The organism is bacterium, assembly GCA_035454885.1.
Lineage (GTDB): Bacteria > UBA10199 > UBA10199 > JACPAL01.
Map to the genome: position 1 here is coordinate 40,617 of DATIGE010000040.1, position 19,099 is coordinate 59,715.

Sequence of the window (19,099 nt, forward strand, 5' to 3'; positions counted from 1 at the left end):
AACGATGAAGAAGACCACAGCAAAAAGAATCCTGGTCCTAGCGGGCTGTCTTCTCCTCGGGGCGAGCGGGATCCTGCTCCCGCCCCGGAACGCGGAGGCTGCGACCCTGGCCGAGATTCTCCAACAGATCGACGCCGACAGGGCTGCGGGGGAGATCAAGGATGCGAACCTCGCGGACGCGCTCCATCACATGATCTATGATGCCCAATTCCGCTCCGGCGATGCGGCCGCGCAGGACGACATCCTCGAAGCGTTCAAGGACACCGTCTCCTCCAACAGCGGGGACCTGATCACCGCCGCCGCCGCCACTCGGCTCTTGGGGATGGCGCCGTAGCCGATCCTTTTGGACCCCGCTCCCGGTTCGTGCTACCTTGCCGGGGCGCATGAGACCGGAACGCGGATCGTCCCTTTGGCAACGCTGGACCGACCGAGCCGTTCGCCACCGCCGTCTGACCCTGGCCTTGGTCCTCGCGACGACCTTCTTTTTCTCCTACGCCCTGATCCGCCTGCGGGTGAGCTCCGAGATCACCGACTTCCTCAGAACGGACACCGCCCGGGTGGTCCGAACGCTCCGCGACCGGTTCGAGATCGGCGCCTACCACGGCATGATCTTCGAATCCCAGTCGGGGAAAAGCCTTTTCGAGCCGTCGATGCTCCGGGAGGCCTTTCGCATCCTTCAGGAGATCAAGAAGCGTCACAAGGTGACGACCATGAGCCCCCTCGACGCGATCGACGAGGGACTCCGAAGGACGAGGAAGATCTCCCTTTCCGAGGTCGACGACTACGCCACGGTCGCCCACGCGATCCTCGCCCTCTCCGGTCCGAAGACGGTCTTCGACCTGGAGAGGGTGAGCCGAAGGTTCCTCTCCAACCCTGAGGCGATCGATTTCTACGCCAAACTCAATGTCGCGTCGGCGGTCGCTCCGCTCCGCGCCTTCGCAGGCGCGAGGACGGAGTTCCCGATCCCCGACGTGAGGGCAATGGCCGTCTATATGAGACTGGATCCCTCGTACCCGCCCGCGGAGCAGAAGCGGATCCTCGCGGATATCCGCCATCTGACGGAGGTCACGAGCCCGCCCGATTTCAAGGTTTATCACCACTCGGAGGTGCTCTCGTCCTACGACGTCGACGCCCACGCCCGCGCCAACGCGTTGTGGATGGCCTTGATCCTTTGTCTCGTCGACGCTTCCCTCCTTTGGGGGCTCTTCCGGAGCGGCCGCGAGGTCGGACTCACGCTGTTCATCCTCGTCACCGCGTGTCTGTGGAGTTTCGGAGCAGCCGCCCTCCTCGGGATCAAGATCTCCTTCCTCCACCTGATCGCCCTCCCGATCCTGCTGGGCACCGGCATCGACGACAGCATCGTCTTCGGGTGGCGGCTCGCCGAGGAGCGCCGTTCCAAGGGCCTGAAGGAGGCGATCCAAGCCACGCAGCGGGCGACCGGAAGGGGGATCTTCCTGACGACCTTCACGACCTTTCTGGCCTTCCTGTCCGGGGTGCTGACCTCCTCCGCGGAGGCCCTTCGCGGCTTCTATTTGCTGGTCGCCCTGTCCATGGCCGTCGTCTTCCTCCTGACGGTCATCCTGCAGGAACCGATGAGGGCCGAGGCGTCCCGCGGCGGGCCGTCGCAAGGGCTTCCCGGCTCGCGTCCTCCCGCCAACCGTCTCCTCGACGGACTAAGCCGTTTCGCCACCGCCGCCGTCGTACGTCGGCCCCGAGAGACATTGGCCGCCGGTCTCCTGCTTCTCCTCCTCTCCGGAGTCGGCATCCTTCATCTGAAGCCCGAGTTCGACCGCCGCGTCTTTCTCAAGCGCACGATGCCGACCTTCGAGGCGGACCGGATCCAAGACCGCTATTTCGGACGCGAGATCTCCGGCTACCTCCTGCTCGAAGGGGAGGTCGAAAACCCGGCCCTCTTGGAAAAGATGAAGCGCCTGAAAGAGAGGATGAGGGACTATCCCATCGTCCAAAAAGTCCTCGGGGAACCGGATGTCGAATCGGTGGACGACCTCATCCGAAAGATGGGCCTTTCCGTGCCACCTGCCGTGCCGGTCCGCGAAATCTTTGACCGGATCACCGAGAGTGGAGATACGGCGAATTATGTCCTGAACGAAACCTATCAGGAGGCGGCCAAACACCTCGTTCGTAAGACGGGCGACCGTTACGATGCATTGGCCATGGAATTCGTGATCCAGGAACGCGGCGGCGAGGAGATCAGACAATTTCTCAAGTCACTGGAACGGGACCTTCACGAATTGGGATTCAAGGAGGTCCCGGGCATCCGCGTCTCCCTCGGAGGCGGCGCGATCGCCTACCGGATCGACGAGGGGGCTTATTTCCGCAGCTTCATTTATTCGTTCCTCGTCAGCGTCGTGATCAACTTCCTCGTTCTCTGGCTGTTTTGGAAGAACATTTGGACCGCCCTCCTGGCGATGATCCCCGTCCTATTTTCAGTCGCGTTGACCATGGGTGTCATGCCGCTTGTCGGGCTCAATCTCAACGTGTTGAACCTTTGCATCGGCGTGATCGTCGTGGGACTCGGAGTCGACTATCCGATCCACGTGATCGAGCGTTTTCACGAGGAACTCGAGCGAGCGGGTCCGGACGGACGCCTCCGGGCGGTTGAAACGGCGATGAATCGGATGGGTCCCAGCCTGTGGGCGGCGGCCCTGACAACCATCGTCGGGTTTTCGGCGGCCTGCGTGCTGGCCCTGCCGATCGCGGAAAATTTCGGGCTTCTGACGGGATTCGCGATCCTCGTCGCGTACCTTGCTTCCATCTTTCTCCTTCCGTCCCTTCTCCGTTCCACTCGTCTTAAAGACCCAGGCAGGAACGATTTGGGTCTACGGAATTTTTTGCGCGAAAAAGAGCGCCTCGTCTAACGGCACAAGTTCTTGGTCCTTCCCTTGCTGACAGGAGGCCTGCGCCGCAGATTTCGCGGCGAAGGTCTTGATCGAAATCCCGATGACCCAGTCGCTCAAGACCATGGGGAGCCTCCGGGGATCCCGTAGACCCAACCCTAACGAACGCAGGAAATAATACCACCGCCGGACCCCTCCCGTCAGGATCCCCCGCGCCAGCAGCCGCCCCATATAAAGGAGGAGCCGGGTCCTCGGCACATGGGAAAATGTGGGAGGGGCCCGGAAGGAGCGGAATTTGTTCCGGATCCGTTCGGCGATCGCCTTTTCATCGGTCAGCCGCCGTTGGAGGTCTTCATACCCGGAGAGGAGATCATCATAGCTCATCTGCAGGGGATCGACGTTGGTCGCGTGCACGGTGTTGTCGGGCGCAAAGGAGGACCGGAGCCTTCCTTCCCTCTGCAGGCGCTCGTACAGGGGGGTCTTGGGGAGGGCCGCCAGCAAGGCGACCATAGAAACCATGATTCCGGACTCGAGGATGAAGCGATATTGGCGTTCGAAGATGGTTCGGTCGTCGGAGTCGAATCCGACGATGAAACCGGCCAGCACTTCGATGCCGAACGAATAGAGGGTATGGACCGAAGCGAGAAGGTCGGCCCGCGTATTCTGCTCCTTCTTGGTCTCCCGGAGAGAGGCCTCGCTGGGACTCTCGATGCCGATGAAGCACCAGGCAAAATTCGCCTCTCGAAAGAGGCGCAACAGGTCCAAGTCCGCCGCCACGTTGATCGAGACCTCGGTGCCGAAGGTGAAGCGATAGTTGTGCCTCTTCTGATAGCCGGCCAGGAAGGCGAGCAATTTCCGGCAATCCGGCAGATGGCCGATCAGATTGTCGTCGACAAAAAAGACGTTTCGGACGCCCCGCATTCGAAGGAGATCGAGCTCTCGCTCCACCTGGTCGAGCCCCTTTGTGCGGGGCTTGCGGCCGAACATGACGATGATGTCGCAAAACTCGCAGCGGAAGGGGCACCCGCGCGAAAATTGCAGGGACACGGCGGCGTAAAGATCCGTTTTCAACAGGTCGAAGCGGGGAGCGGGCGAATCGCGGAGGCTCACCTCCCCCTCCTCGCGGTAAAGCGGCTGGGGTCTTCCGGCCTCGAAATCGGCGCAGAACCGCGGCCAGATGTACTCGGCCTCCCCGCTGACGGCCGTCTCCGCGATGCCGGCGTAGTCCTCGGGGCAGAGCGAGGCGTAGCTCCCCCCGGCCACGACATAGACGCCGCGGCGGCGAAATCGGGCCATGATCTCCTTTTGGCGCCCGAACTGGACTTGCATGCCGCACACTCCGACCAGGTCGGCCGGAAAGTCCCAGTCGATCTCCTCGACGTTCTCGTCGATGATGGTGATCTCCCAATGCGGGGGCGTCAGCCCCGCCAGCGTGGCCAATCCCAGCGGCGGATTCATCGTCTTTTTGTCCGTCATCACCTTCTCGACGACCCAGGAGAAGCTCCAAAAACTCTCGGGGAATTTTGGATTGATCAGGAGGAGACGCATCGGTGTCCTATATGTGTCCGACGTTCATGGGGCAAGGGTTTCCCTTTGATTGACATTCTCGCCGGCCATCAAAATATTCGGGAATGTTCCCGTAGGGGCGCGGAACCGCCACGCCCCTCCATTATTTCCGATTCCGGTCGGTCATAATAATTATCATAATGAGAATAATAATACACAATATACGTTTAATCTTTACACTACGATCTATTAGGGTGACAATCTATCCACACTTAAATCAATGGAGGGGGGTGAAACAACCGATGAAGAAATTACTGTTCCTTTCATTAACCGTTCTCGCGACGTCGTTCTTCGCACTCTCGCTCGCGCAGGCTTGCAACGACAACCAATTCGCCTGCGAGGCCGCTCCTGGCGAGGGCGACGCGGACTGTTGTTCGTGCGCCGCCAACGAGGTCCCGGATGATTCGGACGGCAACGGAATTCCCGATGGTTGCAGCGAGGGCGTGGGGATCGAGGCCGTGAAGGCGGATGCCTGTCATGGCCAGTATGATCTGGTCGAAATCTCGCCGCTCTGCGACAATACAATATTTGCCTGTTGCCGAATTCCCCGGGACAGCGTGAACCGCAAGACGGCTTGTCACGGGCACGAGGCGTTTGCGGATTTCTGCCCCAAGGACGGAATCCCTGACGGCTGTTGTCTGGCGAATCGGAAGAAGGCGACGCGGTAACGTCTCTGTCGTTCGGTAGCACCTTGGAAAGAGGCCGTCCGATCGGATGGCCTCTTTGCGTCCGGCGCGGAAGGCTCCGCCAGGAGGCACCCTGTTTCATGTCTATCATTATGATAATCACAACAACATTTGTATTCATTTATCTTTACAAATTAGAAGTATAGGAAGAACATTAATCCAAAAAAACTGGGGGAGGTGAGAAATAATGGATCTAAAGAAGACACTGTCTGCATTGACCCTAGCAGCCGGCATGACAACGGTCGCCTGGGACGCTTCCGCAATCACGTTAATCGAGCAGCCGGTCTCGGTCATCTTCGACATTGGCACGATCACGATCGTCAACAATCTGACCAGGACCATTAACACGGTCGATTGCTCGCCGGACATCAGAGTGAAGCAAAGGGCCCAGGCACTTGCGAATGCGGGCAACAATCAAGCGGAGCTTGCCGCTTCGGATGCCGAGGCGACAACGGTGGCGGATGAAACCATCGGCGACGTCAAACGGATTCTGACGCCGATCTGCGGCGTTTTCGTCACCGACACCGGGAACTGATTCAAGCGAGCTATGATCTCAGCGCCGTCGGCGCCTTGCTTATCGCGTCACGGGATGAAGGCATTAGGACCTCCATCCCGTGACGCCTAGGGAGATTGAACTGAACAAGATCTGCCTCATCAACCCTCCGACGTCGACCGGCGTCTGGGGCATCTACTTTCCGATGGGCCTGGTGGTACTGGGTTCCGTCTTGAAGGAACGCGGCTATGCGGTCGAGATCGTCGATTTCGATCTGGAGATTCGAAAAGATCCTTCCCTCTGCGAATTCTCGCGCTTTCGTGAATACGCGCTGCAGAGACTGGAACAATCGCAAACCCAATTGTTTGGGATTTCCAGCATCTGTTCCAATTTTCCAGCTTCCCTCCTTCTCGCGCGGGAAATACGCCGTCTCTGGCCGTCATCCAGGATCATCATGGGGGGGCCTCAACCTTCGGCGGTTCCCGAGGCGACACTTCGGCTTTGTTCCTGGGTCGATGTGATTGTGATCGGTGAGGGTGAAATGACCCTCGCGGAACTCGTCGCAAGCGATTTTCGCGAGGAGTCGTTGCGAGAGATCCCCGGAGTCGCCTTCCGGGACCGTGGTCAGATAATCCGTTCCTCGCCGAGGAACCTGATCGACGACCTGGACAAGACACCTTTTCCCGATTTTAGCCTCGTTCCATTGGAAGATTATTTAACCTTTGCGCCCGGTTTTGATTTGATTGAGGCAGGACGAGGCTGTCCATTTCTTTGCTCTTTTTGCTCGACAGCCATCATGTGGGAGAGGAAGTTCCGTGTTAAGTCGCCCTCACGAATTCTGGAGGAAATGCGACGGCTCAACCGCCGCTACGGACTGAAAGCCTTTCCCCTTACCCATGACAACTTCACGACGTCGCATAGCTGGGTTTCGCGCTTTTGCGAATACTTCAAGCAAAATAATCACGAGCGATTCGGATGGTCGGTCGCCGCGCGTAGTGACACGCTGAATCCCGATCGCCTTCGCCTCCTGCGGGAAGCGGGGTGCGCTGGACTTTTTTTCGGAGTCGATTCGGGATCGCCCCGAGTGCAGAAAGCCCTTCGAAAGCACCTCAACCTCGATCAATTCAGGGATCATTTAAAAATAGCGGTCTCTCTCGGACTGAAATGTACGACCTCTTTCGTTATCGGATTCCCGGAAGAATCGCCCGAGGATCTCGAGGCCACGATCAACCTTGGCCTTTGGTCGAAGCTCGCCGGAGCAAACGTCACCTCATTTCACGCGCTTTCCCCTCTATCGGGCACTGCGATTTACGAACAGAATGCCTCCGGGCTGGTCTTTGACCCCAGAAAGATGACCGATTTTGCCCTTCAGCCTTTCGTCGGATCTGAAACGACCAGACTCATTGCGAGCTCTCCGGAACTATTCTCTTCCTTCCACTCGGTGCCAACGCCGCTCCTGGAGCCCCTCAACGTGCCCGTCTTCGCCTATTTTTATGGCGAATTGGTCAACAACATGACTTCTGAACTGAAAAAGGTCTTCGACGATACGGCCTGGTCGCCATTGGAACTCTTTGTCCGCTGGATCAACTGGATGGTCGATCGATATGGCCCGAAAAATATGAACGGTCCCTTTATCCTTGAAACCTTCGCTGAGTTTCTCAAACTGCTCCCGCCATCCGATCATTCCGTTTTGGTACAGGAGAAGAACCCTCGATCCGAGGGCAGCTTCGGGTCCGCGGGCCTCTGACTTTTTCCCAAAATACCCGCAACTCCCATTTCTGACTGAACGATCGACACTCCTGTCATAGGACATTCGACATGCCTGTTGCAATTTATTTGCCTATTTCGGCAATCCTCGGCGCCTCCGGAGCCTTGCCGGCACACCTTGAGTCCCTCCCCCTCTCGGAGCGGTACTGCGATCTCCTCAACCGGGAGCTCGTCGACGAAAATACCCCATTTTCCGTCGCGCCCGCTCCAAACTCGTCGGAGGGGTCAAATCCATCGGTTACCGTCATCTTTGCCTCGAAGATCGTTCGAGACCGCTTCGTGAGGGAGCTATCTCTAATCCAAGGGCCTCTCCTCCAGGCCCGAAAGTCCGTGGAGCATCGGCGCCTGCGGGTGGTCGAAGCCGCCACGCGCCAAATGACGATCTCACGATCCACCACCCTGGAACACCTCAATGAAGCGACGCCGGCCGAGCGCCTCTGGCTTCAACTAGCCGCCGAGCCCCTGGCGCGGATCGCCAACGACCTCTACGCGGCGCAGGCGAGCCCATGGTCGGATCAGATCGATGGCTGGATGGCTCGATATGCGGATGCCGCCTCCTTGTGGCATTACCACCGAATCCGCACGCCGAAACTGCCGGGTTTGCTGCCCGCATTCGTGCCGGAGGACATCCCGGACTACGCCCTCTACGCGAGTTCCGTCGCTTTCTTTCCCCGGGAACCAGCCTACCATGCGATGCTTCCGGTCGATTTCACGGAGGACGAACTGGCCTACCTCGTTCAAGATTTTCCCCAGGACCACCCGATCCGTCTGCCTTACACCGTCGTCGAACGGATGGACGAAAGTGAATGCGATCCCGATAGGAGAGAAGGCGTCTGGATCGTCCGGGGACGCGAAGGCCGTGCCTACCGCGTGACCCACATGAGATTTCACCCGCGCTACGCCGCCTACTTTGAACAATTCGCGGAGATTTTGGAACGAAACGCGGATCTATCGGCCGGGGGTCAAGGTCTGGATCCGGGATTTCGAGACTACACGCTCCGCATGGCCCGCAGCCTGCGTACCGGCGATTTTCTGGACATCCTCCGAGCGGACCTAGAGCAAAGCAGCGGAAATGTCTTTTTCACCTTCTTCCCGCACGAAGGATCTTGGGCGGACAACCTAAAGTTCCCGTGGAGCTTCGAAGCAGGGATCCGGAGCCGATCGCTCGCCGAGACGATCCGGTGTCGAGGCGACGCCTTCGCCATGCTCGAGGAGCGCGCCCGCCGGATCGCGGAGTCGTACGGGGCGCCTGTCCCGAATCGCCCTGCCGAGACAGGAGACGTCGAGAAGATGTTCCAGTTGGTCTGGAACTACCGAAACGGCGGTTTTCTCAGGACCTATCCTCATGGGGAACCCGCCGGTCACGACTACCCCAAGATCTTTTTTGCCGGCGTGGGGGGGCACAGATCAATTGCGATCGCGGACGCGATGGTCGCCGCAGCAGGTCTCGACCAGAAGTATGCGGCGGAGTTGCTCCCTCCGAAAGATGCCCTTCCGGACACGACTGAGACCTCGTTTCTATTTACGACCTGGCATGAAGGCTCCCACGGGGTCTTGGGCAACAAACCCGATACGGAACTCGTGGACGGACGCACACTGGGACAGGTTTACGGACGCCTCTGGGGACGGCTAGTCGAACCCCAGTCGGATGCGGCCTTCGCCGTGGTCAATAGCTGGCTGCGCGATGCGGGGCGCATCACCAACGAGGAATTCGATCTCATGCTCCGCTACGCCTTCCTGGCCATCGTTAAGAGAATGGCGCCGAAGGATCGTATTTGGGAGCCTGCCTATGACTTCGGCCATGAGGCAGGTTGCACGATGACATTCGGATGGCTGTCGCGGAACGGAGTCGTCCAACTGGAGGATGACGGCCGGTTCCAGGTCCGATGGCCCCGAATGGCTGGCGCCCTGGAGGATCTCTGGATCAAGCTGACCGAGTTCGCCTTTAACGGCTCGACGGAACCCTTTCGCGAATTCGTGGAACGATGTCTCGACGCCATCCCGCAATCCGTCATGAATCGTGTCTTGGAGGCCCAAAGGCAGTTTCGCGTTCGACGGATTCTGACACGGGGAGACGTTCCTTCCCCTATCGAATTCCCTTGAACGAAAAGGGCTTGGCCCCCGGAACATCCAGGTTCCCGCCGAAATAATACCCCAAGGAGAGGACCAGAAGGACGACGCCAATGAGATTGGTCCAGATAAGAAACGAGGTCCCGAAATAAGGGGCTACGAGCCGGGAGGCCGTCAGCTCCACCGCCATGACCGCCATGCCAGAGAGAAAGACCGTCGTATAGAGGAACTTCTTTCCCATCAGCGGCGCCGGAAAGCTCTCCCACGAAGCGCGCCGTTTGACAATCTAGCTCTCCTTACCTAGATTCCCGCGTCGTCCCTTAGGGGACGATCGAAGCTTGGATTCCTCAAGGAGTCTCACGTGCTCTATAGACTCGGCGCGGTGCCGTATCTGAATGCGCTTCCCCTTGTTCACTATCTCAAGGAGCGACCGCGCCTCGAGCCGCCCGCGCCTCTCGCACGCCTGTTAAAGATTGGCGAGGTGGACATCGCCACGGCCCCCGTCGTCACTCTCTTTGAGAATCCCCAATACAGCCTGGTCCCCGGCGTCTGCATCGGCTCCCACGGGCCCGTCGGGAGCGTAAAGGTCTTCTTCGCAGCCCCCGGTATCGATCTCTCGAATGTGCGCACCCTCTATCTCGACATGGAGTCCAAAACCTCGGCCCTACTCCTTAAGGTTTTGCTCAAGTTCAAATACGGACGGAACCTGGATGAGATCACGTTCTTTCACCCCATCCCGCCCCGCTCGTGCGAGGCCAAACTCCTGATCGGCGACAAGGCCATGAAGGAGCTCACGACCACGCCCCCGGCCGATTTGGGCTATGAATGGACGGCCTGGACGGGCCTCCCGTTTGTCTACGCGGCCTGGATCAGCCGCCACGCGGAGGTCAGCGCGCGGGCCATCCGCGACCTCCAAGACGCACGCGACAAGGGAACGTCGAACCTCGCGAGCGTCATCCCCGAAAAATCCGTTTTCGGCTTTCAGGCGGTCAAATCCTACCTGGAAAAACTGGTCTACACCCTGGGCCCCAAGGAAATGGAAGGGTTGAACCTCTTCCGCGACTACGTCTCCCGCGGCGGATTCCTCGAGGAACCGAAGTTCCAATATGCCGTCTCCTAAAGAGCTTTTTCTCGCCAAGGAGGGTTTTCCGGACATCCCGTTCGAGGCGATCCTCAAGACGGACCTGCTCCGCCAGGGCGTTTCCTTCTCGCCCGAGGCCCTGGAAATTTGCCGGACGGCGAAGCCGAAGTCCTACTTCATCTTTTCGTTCGACCGGGCGGAGCAGAAGGACCTTTCGGAGATGGAGCGCCGCTCCGTACCGGAGGAGATCGCTCTCATCGGCGGGCCTTTTGACCTGAAACGGACAATTGTGTCCGCGCGGGTGAATCCGGGGTCGGCGTATCGCATTGATGCTCCTGTAGGGGCGCATGGCCATGCGCCCCTACAATTACGCACCGATAATTCCATTTTATCCGAGATCCAATTACCCCAATTCCCCGCCTACTACGGCGTCCCTTTGGCGAACGGCAAACCCGTCGCCGATATCGCGCCCACCATCGAATGGGGATATCTGATCTATCTGACCGCCTTCCGCCTCTGCCAGTATTTCGGCGCGGAGGAGGAATGCCAGTTCTGCGACATCAATCACAACTACCGCCAGCAGAAGCACGTCGGTCGGCCTTACACCGGCGTGAAGTCGCCGGAGGAGATCCTCGATGCCCTCGCGATCATCGACGAAAGGGACTCGGAGCGCCTCAGCCGCGCCTATACCGTCACCGGCGGGAGCGTGACCTCGACGCTGAACGGTCAAGGCGAGGCGGAGTTCTACGCCCAATACGCGCGTGCGATCGAAAAGAGGTTTCCGGGCCGATGGATCGGCAAGGCGGTCGTCCAGGCCCTGCCCGAAGAGGAAGTCAGGGTCCTCAAGGATGCGGGCTACACGATCTACCACCCGAACTACGAGGTCTGGGACAAGCGCCTCTTCGAGACCCTCTGCCCGGGCAAGGCCCGTTACGTGGGCCGAGACGAGTGGGTGAAACGCATCTTGGACGCCGCAAGGATCTTCGGCCCCGAAAACGTCATCCCGAACTTCGTGGCGGGCGTCGAGATGTCCAAACCCCATGGCCTCGATTCGGTCGACGGCGCGATCCGATCGACGGCCGAGGGCCTCGACTTCTTCATGTCGCAAGGAATCCTGCCGCGCTTCACGGTCTGGTGCGTGGAGCCAAACACGGAGCTCTCGAAGACCAACGACGGGCCGCCGCCGCTCGCGTACTACGTTCGTCTCTTGCAGGTTTACCGGGAGATCTTCCGGAAACACCGGTTGCCGATCCCACCGGGCTACGGCGCGGCGGGATTGGGCAAGGCGGTCTTCTCGGTGAGCGCGTTCATGGACATTTTGTAGCAACAACGAGCATTTTTCGCCGAAAAGGGCCATCAGGATAGGGATGACGATGTCCTCCATGGTCAACATGCTCTTGCCGCTCGCCGAACCCTTCGTTCTGCAGACCCTATCCGCGACCGCTTCCCAGGCCCTCCCCTCGGCCCTCCACGCCGCCGCCCGAATCTTCAGTGAGAGGCCGGAACCGGGCGTCACCGCGCCGAGGGACATCCTCCGAGTCGGACTGTGGGGATGCGTCCGCAAATTCAACGAGTGGGCCGATTTTGAAATCACGGGGCCCGAGATCCGCTTCGTGAAGGGTCTCCCTGCCGCGGGGATACAGACCGAGGCGCATGTTCATCAGAGGCTGGCGGATCTCGGCTTCCGTCACATTCGGCGCGGAACGTTCGAATCGAAGGCCCTCGATTGCTACTTTTACGCGAAGCCGATCCATCTGGTCCGCGACCTCTCCCGAGCCCGGGAGATGCTGGCCACGGCGATCGATTTGACCCGACGGGGCGTTCTCTTTCCAGGAACGCGATGGGGGATTTATGAGACGGCGGACGGCGGCTACCAGCTCTTCGCCGTGACGCGCGCCTTGAAACACCCGCGCGCGATGTGGAACACGCCCGACCGGCTTCCGGAAAGCGACAAGAGGCTCAGTGAATGGCTGCAGCGGGTGCCTCCCGGCCTTCAAAACGAAGCTTTGAATCCCGCCGAGGCCATGCACCTGCCGAACTGGGGCTGGTCGATGGAGCGGCGTCAGTGGTACCCCGTCGACGTCGAGGTCATCGATTTCGCGTGACCGCCAGGGGGCGTCTCATGATCGGCTCGATCCCCGCCGCCCGCACCCAACCCAGGACGTTCGCGACATTCGCCTCGATCTTGGCCCCCGCGAGCTGGGTCACCTGATCCTCCAAGGGGATGTCAAAGTCATGGGCGCCCCAGGTCAGGGCCTCGGGGCCCCGTTCGTGCTGCGTCAGGAACGAGGCGCGCACGATGGGAATGTTGTCGAGGTAAAGCCGGCTGAGGGCGACCGCCTTCAGGTACTCCTCGTTGGACGCCTTCGCCCCCCTCCAAACCGTGTTGTCCGGCTGGTAGGTCCAGAGGAGAAAGCTCGCGAAGCCGCCGGTCTTGTCCTGGAGGTCGCGGACGCGGCGCAGATGCTCGATGCGGTCCTCCCAGGTCTCGCCGAAGCCGATCACCATCGTGGCGGTCGTGCCGAGACCGACCCGTTGCGCGGCCTCCATGCCGTCCAAGTACTCCTGAACCGAATATTTTTTGGGCGAGAGCTTCTTCCGCCATTCGTCGGTCAGGATCTCCGCCCCTCCCCCCGGAATCCAGCGCAAGCCCGCCTCCTTGAGACGGACCAGGACCTCCTCCAAGGAGACCCGCGAGCTCCGCGCGATGAAGATCGCCTCGACGATCGTCGGCCCGTAGACCTCGACGGCGTCGCCGTAGCGCCTTCTCACGGCCCGGAAGAGGTCTTCATAGTGGTCGATCCGGAGCTTGGGATTGAAGCCGCCTTCCATGGCGACGAGAGATCCGCCGGCCGCGATCAGTTCGTCGATCTTTTGTGAAATCTGATCGTTCGTCAGGACGTACGCCTCAGCGTCCCCCGGTCGCCGGTAGAAGGCGCAGTAGCCGCAGTCCGCCACGCACACGTTCGTGTAGCTCACGATCCGCATGACGACGTAGCTCGCCTTGCCGCCGGGATAGCGCTCGCACCGCGCCGCGTGGGCGCGCGCGCGAAGCCCCTCCGGGTCGCCCCTCAGGAGTTCCAAGGCCTCCGATGCGTTGAGCCGTCCGTTCGTCGACATAAGAAAGGATCGAATAGCTCAGGGAGGGCCGCCGATCAAGCCGCTCATCGGGTCAGGCGGCCTTTCAGAGGGCCTTTGAGGACGGCCCCTTCGGGCAGGGACAGGGGGGTGCGGGTCAAGGTCATTTTTTCCAAAGGCGTCAGAGACTCGTCGGCCGCCAGTTGAAAGTCCTCGTGCCCCGAGTAGGGCACGAGGCCGCGCCGGTAGGCTCCGTGCAGGGCGAACGTCTTCCCGCGCAAGAAGGCGCGTTCCGGGGTGCAGGCATCGCGCACCGAGGGGTCGGTCGGCCGGGTCGAGGTGAGGATCAGGGTGACCTTCAAGGACGTCGGTCCCGGCGGGATCTCCCCGGACCCCTCGCCGACCCTGTGGACGGCCCCACTCCGGAAGGCGTCGCCAATCCCCTCCAAGAGGCCGTCGGGGAGGGAGATCCGCGTCTCCACGGCGATGGAATGATCCTCCAAGGGTTCCTCCTCGCCGGTCTCCGGATTCCTCACCTTGAGATTCACGCCCAGGGTCCCCGTCTCCATCGCCGCCCCATCCTCGAGCGACACGCTCGCCTCCGCCCAGAGGGCCTCGTGGCAGCCGATGAATCCGTCGGTGGGGGCCATCCAGGTGGGGCTGGCCTCCGCGATCCGTTGTTCCCCGGCCTCGGGCGGCGGGGCCTCTTCCTCCGAAGGACCCTCTTCCTTCGTCGCACCCAAGGGAGACGGGGCCGGGACCGCCGCAGGGGCGGCGGAGACGGTCGTCCCCTCCGGACCCGCCGTCGTGGGGGACACGGCCGGGATCGGGCAGCCGGCAAGAAGACCCAACAAGCCGAGAAGACAGGGAAATTTGACTCGGGACGAATTCATCTTTGGCTCTGTCCTTAGAATATCGGCCCTTACGGGGTCAGGAGTTTTCCTTCAAGCGATTATAAAGGGTCTTTCGCGTCACGCCGAGCCTCTTGGCGGCCAGCGTCCGGTTCCCTCCGACCTCGCGGAGGACCTTCCAGATCTTCCGCGCATCCGCCCGTCCGTGACGGAGTGAGAGTCCGTATTGCCTCATCTTTTGATAGAGCCGCATCCGCGACACTTGAAGGGCCTCCGACGCCTCGCTCTTGTTGCCCTCCCTCTCCTCCAGCGCCCGGAGGATCATCTTTTTTTCGAAGTTCCGGACAGCCTCGTCCAAACCCAAGCCCGTCGGCGGCAAGTCCGACTCCCCCGCGTGCTCCAAGATCTCCGGCGACAAGAGCCCGGCCGTGATCCGTCCCTTCCCGAGCGCGATCCCGCGATGGATCTCGTTCTGGAGCTCGCGGATGTTGCCGGGCCAGCTGTAGCCCACCAGGAGCTTCATGGCGTCAGGGTCCACCGAGACCTCCTCCGCGGGCAGGCCCACCGGATTGTTCTTGAGAAAGTGCCGCACCAGATCGGGAATGTCCTCGGGGCGGTCTCTGAGGGGCGGGAGGCCGATCCGCACCACGTGAAGGCGGTAATAGAGATCCTCCCGGAAGCCCCCCTCCCGCACCATCTTTTGCAAATCGCGGATGCTGGCCGAGACGACGCGGACGTCCACTTTTTTCGTGAGATTGGAGCCGACGGGCCGGATCTCCTTCTCTTGGAGCACGCGCAGGAGCTTGGCCTGCATCCCGGGGCTCATCTCGCCCACCTCGTCCAGGAAGAGAGTCCCCCCGCTCGCCTCCTCGAAGAGGCCGCGGCGGTCGCGGTCCGCCCCCGTGAAGGCCCCGCGGACGTGGCCGAAGAACTCGCTGTCCAGGACCTGCTCGGAAAAAGCGGCGCAGTTGACGCCCAGGAAGGGCTTGTCCCTCCGGGGCGAGTTCCGGTGGATCGCGCGGGCGAAGACCTCCTTGCCCGTCCCCGACTCGCCGTGGAGAAAGACCGGGGCCTCCGAATCCTTCAGGCGGACGATGGTCTTGAAGATCTCGCGGATCGGCTTCGAGTTTCCGACGATCCCCTCGAAGCCCTCGCGGAAGGAGGCCACGCCGAACATCTCGCAGACGCGGTCCCGCTCCGCACGCGCCGATTCGGCCTTCTCCTCCAGCGTCTCGTTCAAGAGGGAGAGCTGCCTCTGGAGGCGCTCCATCTCCTCCGCGTGGCGGCGCGCCTCCTCCAGCGAGTCGATGGCGTTCAAGGCCAGCGCGGCCTGGTCGGCAAAGAGCGACACGACGCGGACCTGATCCTCTTGAAAGGCCTTTTCGGTGAACCGGTTGTCAAGGTAGAGCGCCCCCAGCGGACGGTCCGCGATCCGGACGGGCACGCAGAGGATGGACCGAAGCTTCATCCGCATGACGCTCGGCGCGCCCTTGAGGCGCCGGTCTTCGCCCGCGTCCATCGTCAAGAGCGCCTTGCCCGTCTCCATGACCTCCTTCAAGACCGTCTGGCTGAATTTGTCGTCCGCTTTTTTGAGGTCCTCGCGGTCGAAGCTCCGCGCGGCGGCAACCTCGCAGTCCCCGCCCTTGCGGAAGATCACGAAGCCGCGCTCCGCCCCGGAGAGGCGGACCGCCTGGTCCAGGACGAAATCGAGCATCTTTTGCTTTTCCCCGAGTGCGACGAGCCTCTTGTTCGTCTCCAAGAGGTCCAAGACCTGATCGACCGCGATCGCCCGTTCGCTCATGCCTCACCTCCCAGGCCCCTCAGGGCCTCCGCGCATTCCTTTTCCATGGGCGCGTTTCCGTGCGCCGCGAAATGACGCCGGGCCTCCTCCACGCAGGCCTTGGCCTCGGCCGTTTGACCCCGGCGGCCGAGCGTCCTGCCCAGGACCAGCCGCGCCTGGGCCGCGAGATCCGCGGCCCCGATCGCCCCGGCCCGCTCCAGGGCCGACCGGGCATCGGACTCGGCCGCGTCGAGACGGCCGGCCGTTTCGTAAAAATAGGCCCGATGGATCCGGGCTTGGGCGGCCTCGAAGGCGAATCCCGCCTTTTCGAAGATCGCGACCGCCTCCGAGAGGCGCTCATCTTGGAGGGTTGTCCGGCCTTCCTTTTCGTGGATCATGGCCAGGAGGAGGAGCGCGCGACCTTGGGTCAGCTCGTACCGCGCGTCGACGGCCCGGCGGAGGGCCTCCCGGCAGAGATGCGCCGCCTTGAGGAGTTTTCCTTGAAAATGCGCGAGCGCCGCGTAGTTGAGATGGGCTTGGGCCGTCACCGCCGCGTGACGCGTCTCCTTCAAGGACTCGATGCTTTTTTGGTAGAACCCCTCGGCCCTCCCAAGGTCCGCCAGGTCGTAGAAGAGATTGGCGAGATTGAGCTCGCCGGTCCCCTGAACCAACAGAGGCCGCGGGGTCTTCGGCGCGAGCACCACGGCCCTTTCGTAGAGGGTCAGCGCCTCGTCCCTCTTCCCGGCGCGATGTTTCAGGACGCCCAGGAGCAGGAGGGCCCGGGCGAGCCCGTCGTCGTCGCCGGCCTTTTCGGAGGCGGCCGCCGCGGCCGTCAGATCGCGGGCGGCTTCCTCCATCCGTCCCGAAAAGATCAGCGCCTTTCCGCGCGTCTCCAGGGCGTCGGGTCTTTCCGCCTCAGGGAGGTTGGCCAGGAAGTCGTCGGTCAAGATCTCCAACGCCTCCGCATGGGACCCCGCGCTCGCCAGGTGTTTGGCCCGGAGACGGAGGATCGAGGGTGGGCCGTCGCGCTCCCGCCCCCTCAAAAGATCGAGCCCGTCGCGATAACGGCCTTCGTCGTAGAGGTCCTGCAGGAGCCGCGCGAGTTTTCCGGGATCGGACTCGGCAACCCCGTCATCCCCCGCGTCGAATGACCGGTATTGCGTCCGGCCTCCCTCCACGCCCCTCTGCAACCATCCGTCTTGCGCCAGTTCCTGAAGCGTCTCCTCCACCTCGGCGACGCTCTGATCGGTCCAGAGGCCAAGCGTCTCCGCCTCGAGGGAAATGCGGCTCGACCGCAGGATCCCCAAAAGGCGGCGCTTCGGCCCTTCGACGGAGGCGAAGACGTTCAGGGGTGCGCCCTCCCACCGCCAACCGGCGCCCTCCTTCCGGACGGCGCCGCCTCGGAGAAGCCCACGGCCCATGCGGACGAAGTCGCGCGGAATCCCGCGGCAACCCTCCGTCCAGGGCCTTGCGGGTCCTTGGGAAATCTTTCCGGCGGAGATTTTTCCGAACAGGGCCTGCAGGACGTCCTCCATCTGGTCGTCCGTGAGAGGCTTGAGGTCGACGGCCGTCCACGGCGGAGAGACGCAGTCCTCCAAGGTCTCGCCCAGGGCGATAACCGTTCCCTGGCCACGGGCCGCCGCCCAAGCCGCGACGGGGCCCCGGTCGGCGTCATCGATAATCGCCACGCCAGCCTGATGAGGAACCTCCCCCGAGAGGACGAGGCGCTCGCCCGTCCAGGAAACGACCGGTCGCCGCTCCCTCCAAAAGGCCCGCTCGAGCCATCGCGCGAGAAAGGTCTTTCCCATTCCGGGCGCGCCCCGGATCGCCCAAAGGCCGCCGCGATCGCGAATCCTTCGAAAGAGACCCGGGACCTCGTCCTTCCGGAAGATCAGGTCCGGGTCTTCAAAGAGCGGGATGGGCACCGCGCGCGCGACGGGAAAGGACTCTCCCAGTGCCTCGCCGAAGGCGCGCAGGGCCGCCCTCGGATTCTCGAACCGTTCCGCCGAATCGCGGGCCATGAGGCGCTGCACGAATCCGCTCAAATCGCGGGACACGGGCGCGACCTCGTGAAGGGGGACGGGATCCCTCTTGAGTTGTTGATTGAGGATGGCGACCAGGTCTTCCCCGTCATAGGGGAGCCGTCCGGATACGGCGGCATAGAGGAGCGCCCCCGCGGAGTAGAGATCGCTCCGCGTATCGAGCCTCCGTCCCAGGGCGAGTTCGGGCGCGGTGAACGGCGGCGAGCCGATCGCCCCCGGAGGGGGGTCTTCGAGGCCAAAGGCCAAAGTCGAGAGTCCGAAATCGATAAGTTTGACGGCCGCGCCTTGGGAACCGTCCGGAGGACGCACGAGGACGTTCTCCGGCTTGAGGTCCAGGTGAACGACGTTCCGGAAATAGAGGTGATCGAGGGCCTCGAGGACCTGGACGAAGATCGCGGCGACGGTGTCGAGATCGGCGCCACGAAGGTGGTCGAGGATCGTCCTTCCCTCGACGAACTCGCTCACCAGGTAGAACGAATCGCCGTCTTCTCCGAAATCCTCAATGGCCGCGACGTGAGGGTGCGAGATGCCGGCGAGCGTCCGGAATTCGCGGTCGACCAGATCGGGATGGTTCCGCGACCACTCCGGAAAAAAGACCTTCCGCGCCACGAGCCTTCCGCCGCGCAGACGGTCGCTGCACAGAAAGGTGTCCGCCGTCTCCCCCCCGCCGAGCCTGCGCAGTCGCTCATAACGCACGAAGGGATTCTTTCATACCTCCATGCAGAAGAAAATGATTTATTGAGACATTCCTACTCGTCCCATTGACGTCAATAAATACCAACAAAACTAGCATGTTATAATAATATTTTAAACTCATAGTCATTTTT

General features: G+C 61.7%; 15 protein-coding genes. 9 read left to right on the top strand and 6 right to left on the bottom strand.

Annotation, left to right across the window (positions count from 1 at the left end):
• Positions 1-4 precede the first annotated feature (4 nt).
• Both VLJ37_07340 and VLJ37_07345 read left to right on the top strand, forming a co-directional pair.
• Positions 5-334, top strand: a complete 330-nt coding sequence (locus VLJ37_07340; protein ID HSA59483.1) for a hypothetical protein — start codon at positions 5-7, stop codon at positions 332-334.
• 49 nt (positions 335-383) lie between these two features.
• The gene (locus VLJ37_07345; protein HSA59484.1) at positions 384-2,879 is read left to right on the top strand and encodes an efflux RND transporter permease subunit; all 2,496 of its coding nucleotides are present in this window, start codon (positions 384-386) and stop codon (positions 2,877-2,879) included.
• Here the strand turns inward: VLJ37_07345 and VLJ37_07350 are convergent.
• Positions 2,841-4,406 carry a B12-binding domain-containing radical SAM protein gene (locus VLJ37_07350; protein ID HSA59485.1) on the bottom strand — a complete coding sequence of 522 codons (1,566 nt, stop codon included), beginning with the start codon at positions 4,404-4,406 and terminating at the stop codon, positions 2,841-2,843. The genes VLJ37_07345 and VLJ37_07350 overlap by 39 nt on opposite strands.
• Before the next feature lie 260 nt (positions 4,407-4,666).
• Here VLJ37_07350 and VLJ37_07355 point away from each other — a divergent pair, with 260 nt between their 5' ends.
• From VLJ37_07355 to VLJ37_07370, 4 genes are all read left to right on the top strand, one after another.
• Complete coding sequence (locus tag VLJ37_07355) at positions 4,667-5,092, top strand: hypothetical protein (GenBank protein HSA59486.1); 426 nt, start codon at positions 4,667-4,669, stop codon at positions 5,090-5,092.
• Positions 5,093-5,297: 205 nt separating this feature from the next.
• Complete coding sequence (locus VLJ37_07360) at positions 5,298-5,645, top strand: hypothetical protein (protein ID HSA59487.1); 348 nt, start codon at positions 5,298-5,300, stop codon at positions 5,643-5,645.
• A gap of 79 nt (positions 5,646-5,724) precedes the next feature.
• Positions 5,725-7,350: a radical SAM protein gene (locus tag VLJ37_07365; protein ID HSA59488.1), complete on the top strand. Its 1,626-nt coding sequence runs from the start codon at positions 5,725-5,727 to the stop codon at positions 7,348-7,350.
• Positions 7,351-7,475: 125 nt separating this feature from the next.
• On the top strand, positions 7,476-9,473 hold the full coding sequence (locus VLJ37_07370) for a hypothetical protein (GenBank protein HSA59489.1): 1,998 nt from the start codon (positions 7,476-7,478) through the stop codon (positions 9,471-9,473).
• Here VLJ37_07370 and VLJ37_07375 read toward each other — a convergent pair.
• A complete protein-coding gene (locus tag VLJ37_07375) occupies positions 9,457-9,681 on the bottom strand; it encodes a fused MFS/spermidine synthase (GenBank protein ID HSA59490.1) in 225 nt (74 codons plus the stop codon). The two genes, VLJ37_07370 and VLJ37_07375, sit on opposite strands and share 17 nt — an antisense overlap.
• 120 nt (positions 9,682-9,801) lie before the next feature.
• Between VLJ37_07375 and VLJ37_07380 the strand changes: the two genes are divergently transcribed.
• Genes VLJ37_07380 through VLJ37_07390 form a run of 3 tightly spaced genes read left to right on the top strand, consistent with a single transcriptional unit; the run spans position 9,802 to position 12,626 of the window.
• Entirely contained in the window at positions 9,802-10,560 is a 759-nt protein-coding gene (locus VLJ37_07380; GenBank protein ID HSA59491.1) for a menaquinone biosynthesis protein, read from the top strand.
• Positions 10,547-11,845 carry a radical SAM protein gene (locus tag VLJ37_07385; protein ID HSA59492.1) on the top strand — a complete coding sequence of 433 codons (1,299 nt, stop codon included), beginning with the start codon at positions 10,547-10,549 and terminating at the stop codon, positions 11,843-11,845. The genes VLJ37_07380 and VLJ37_07385 overlap by 14 nt, the downstream gene beginning before the upstream one ends.
• 43 nt (positions 11,846-11,888) lie before the next feature.
• On the top strand, positions 11,889-12,626 hold the full coding sequence (locus VLJ37_07390; protein HSA59493.1) for a hypothetical protein: 738 nt from the start codon (positions 11,889-11,891) through the stop codon (positions 12,624-12,626).
• Here VLJ37_07390 and VLJ37_07395 read toward each other — a convergent pair.
• The 4 genes from VLJ37_07395 to VLJ37_07410 form a co-directional block, all read right to left on the bottom strand.
• On the bottom strand, positions 12,610-13,641 hold the full coding sequence (locus VLJ37_07395) for a radical SAM protein (GenBank protein ID HSA59494.1): 1,032 nt from the start codon (positions 13,639-13,641) through the stop codon (positions 12,610-12,612). The genes VLJ37_07390 and VLJ37_07395 overlap by 17 nt on opposite strands.
• Positions 13,642-13,685: 44 nt before the next feature.
• Positions 13,686-14,453 (bottom strand): hypothetical protein, encoded by a 768-nt coding sequence (locus VLJ37_07400; GenBank protein HSA59495.1) that lies wholly within the window; start codon positions 14,451-14,453, stop codon positions 13,686-13,688.
• Positions 14,454-14,529: 76 nt separating this feature from the next.
• Positions 14,530-16,251 carry a sigma 54-interacting transcriptional regulator gene (locus tag VLJ37_07405; GenBank protein ID HSA59496.1) on the bottom strand — a complete coding sequence of 574 codons (1,722 nt, stop codon included), beginning with the start codon at positions 16,249-16,251 and terminating at the stop codon, positions 14,530-14,532.
• Positions 16,248-18,968 carry a protein kinase gene (locus VLJ37_07410; protein HSA59497.1) on the bottom strand — a complete coding sequence of 907 codons (2,721 nt, stop codon included), beginning with the start codon at positions 18,966-18,968 and terminating at the stop codon, positions 16,248-16,250. Before VLJ37_07410 ends, VLJ37_07405 begins: the two co-directional genes overlap by 4 nt.
• Positions 18,969-19,099: the final 131 nt, after the last annotated feature.

Coding starts and splice junctions, on each gene's coding strand:
- VLJ37_07345 (HSA59484.1), top strand. CDS start 384: ATGAGACCGGAACGCGGATCGTCCCTTTGGCAACGCTGGACCGACCGA.
- VLJ37_07350 (HSA59485.1), bottom strand. CDS start 4,406: ATGCGTCTCCTCCTGATCAATCCAAAATTCCCCGAGAGTTTTTGGAGC.
- VLJ37_07355 (HSA59486.1), top strand. CDS start 4,667: ATGAAGAAATTACTGTTCCTTTCATTAACCGTTCTCGCGACGTCGTTC.
- VLJ37_07340 (HSA59483.1), top strand. CDS start 5: ATGAAGAAGACCACAGCAAAAAGAATCCTGGTCCTAGCGGGCTGTCTT.
- VLJ37_07360 (HSA59487.1), top strand. CDS start 5,298: ATGGATCTAAAGAAGACACTGTCTGCATTGACCCTAGCAGCCGGCATG.
- VLJ37_07390 (HSA59493.1), top strand. CDS start 11,889: ATGACGATGTCCTCCATGGTCAACATGCTCTTGCCGCTCGCCGAACCC.
- VLJ37_07395 (HSA59494.1), bottom strand. CDS start 13,641: ATGTCGACGAACGGACGGCTCAACGCATCGGAGGCCTTGGAACTCCTG.
- VLJ37_07405 (HSA59496.1), bottom strand. CDS start 16,251: ATGAGCGAACGGGCGATCGCGGTCGATCAGGTCTTGGACCTCTTGGAG.
- VLJ37_07375 (HSA59490.1), bottom strand. CDS start 9,681: ATGGGAAAGAAGTTCCTCTATACGACGGTCTTTCTCTCTGGCATGGCG.
- VLJ37_07385 (HSA59492.1), top strand. CDS start 10,547: ATGCCGTCTCCTAAAGAGCTTTTTCTCGCCAAGGAGGGTTTTCCGGAC.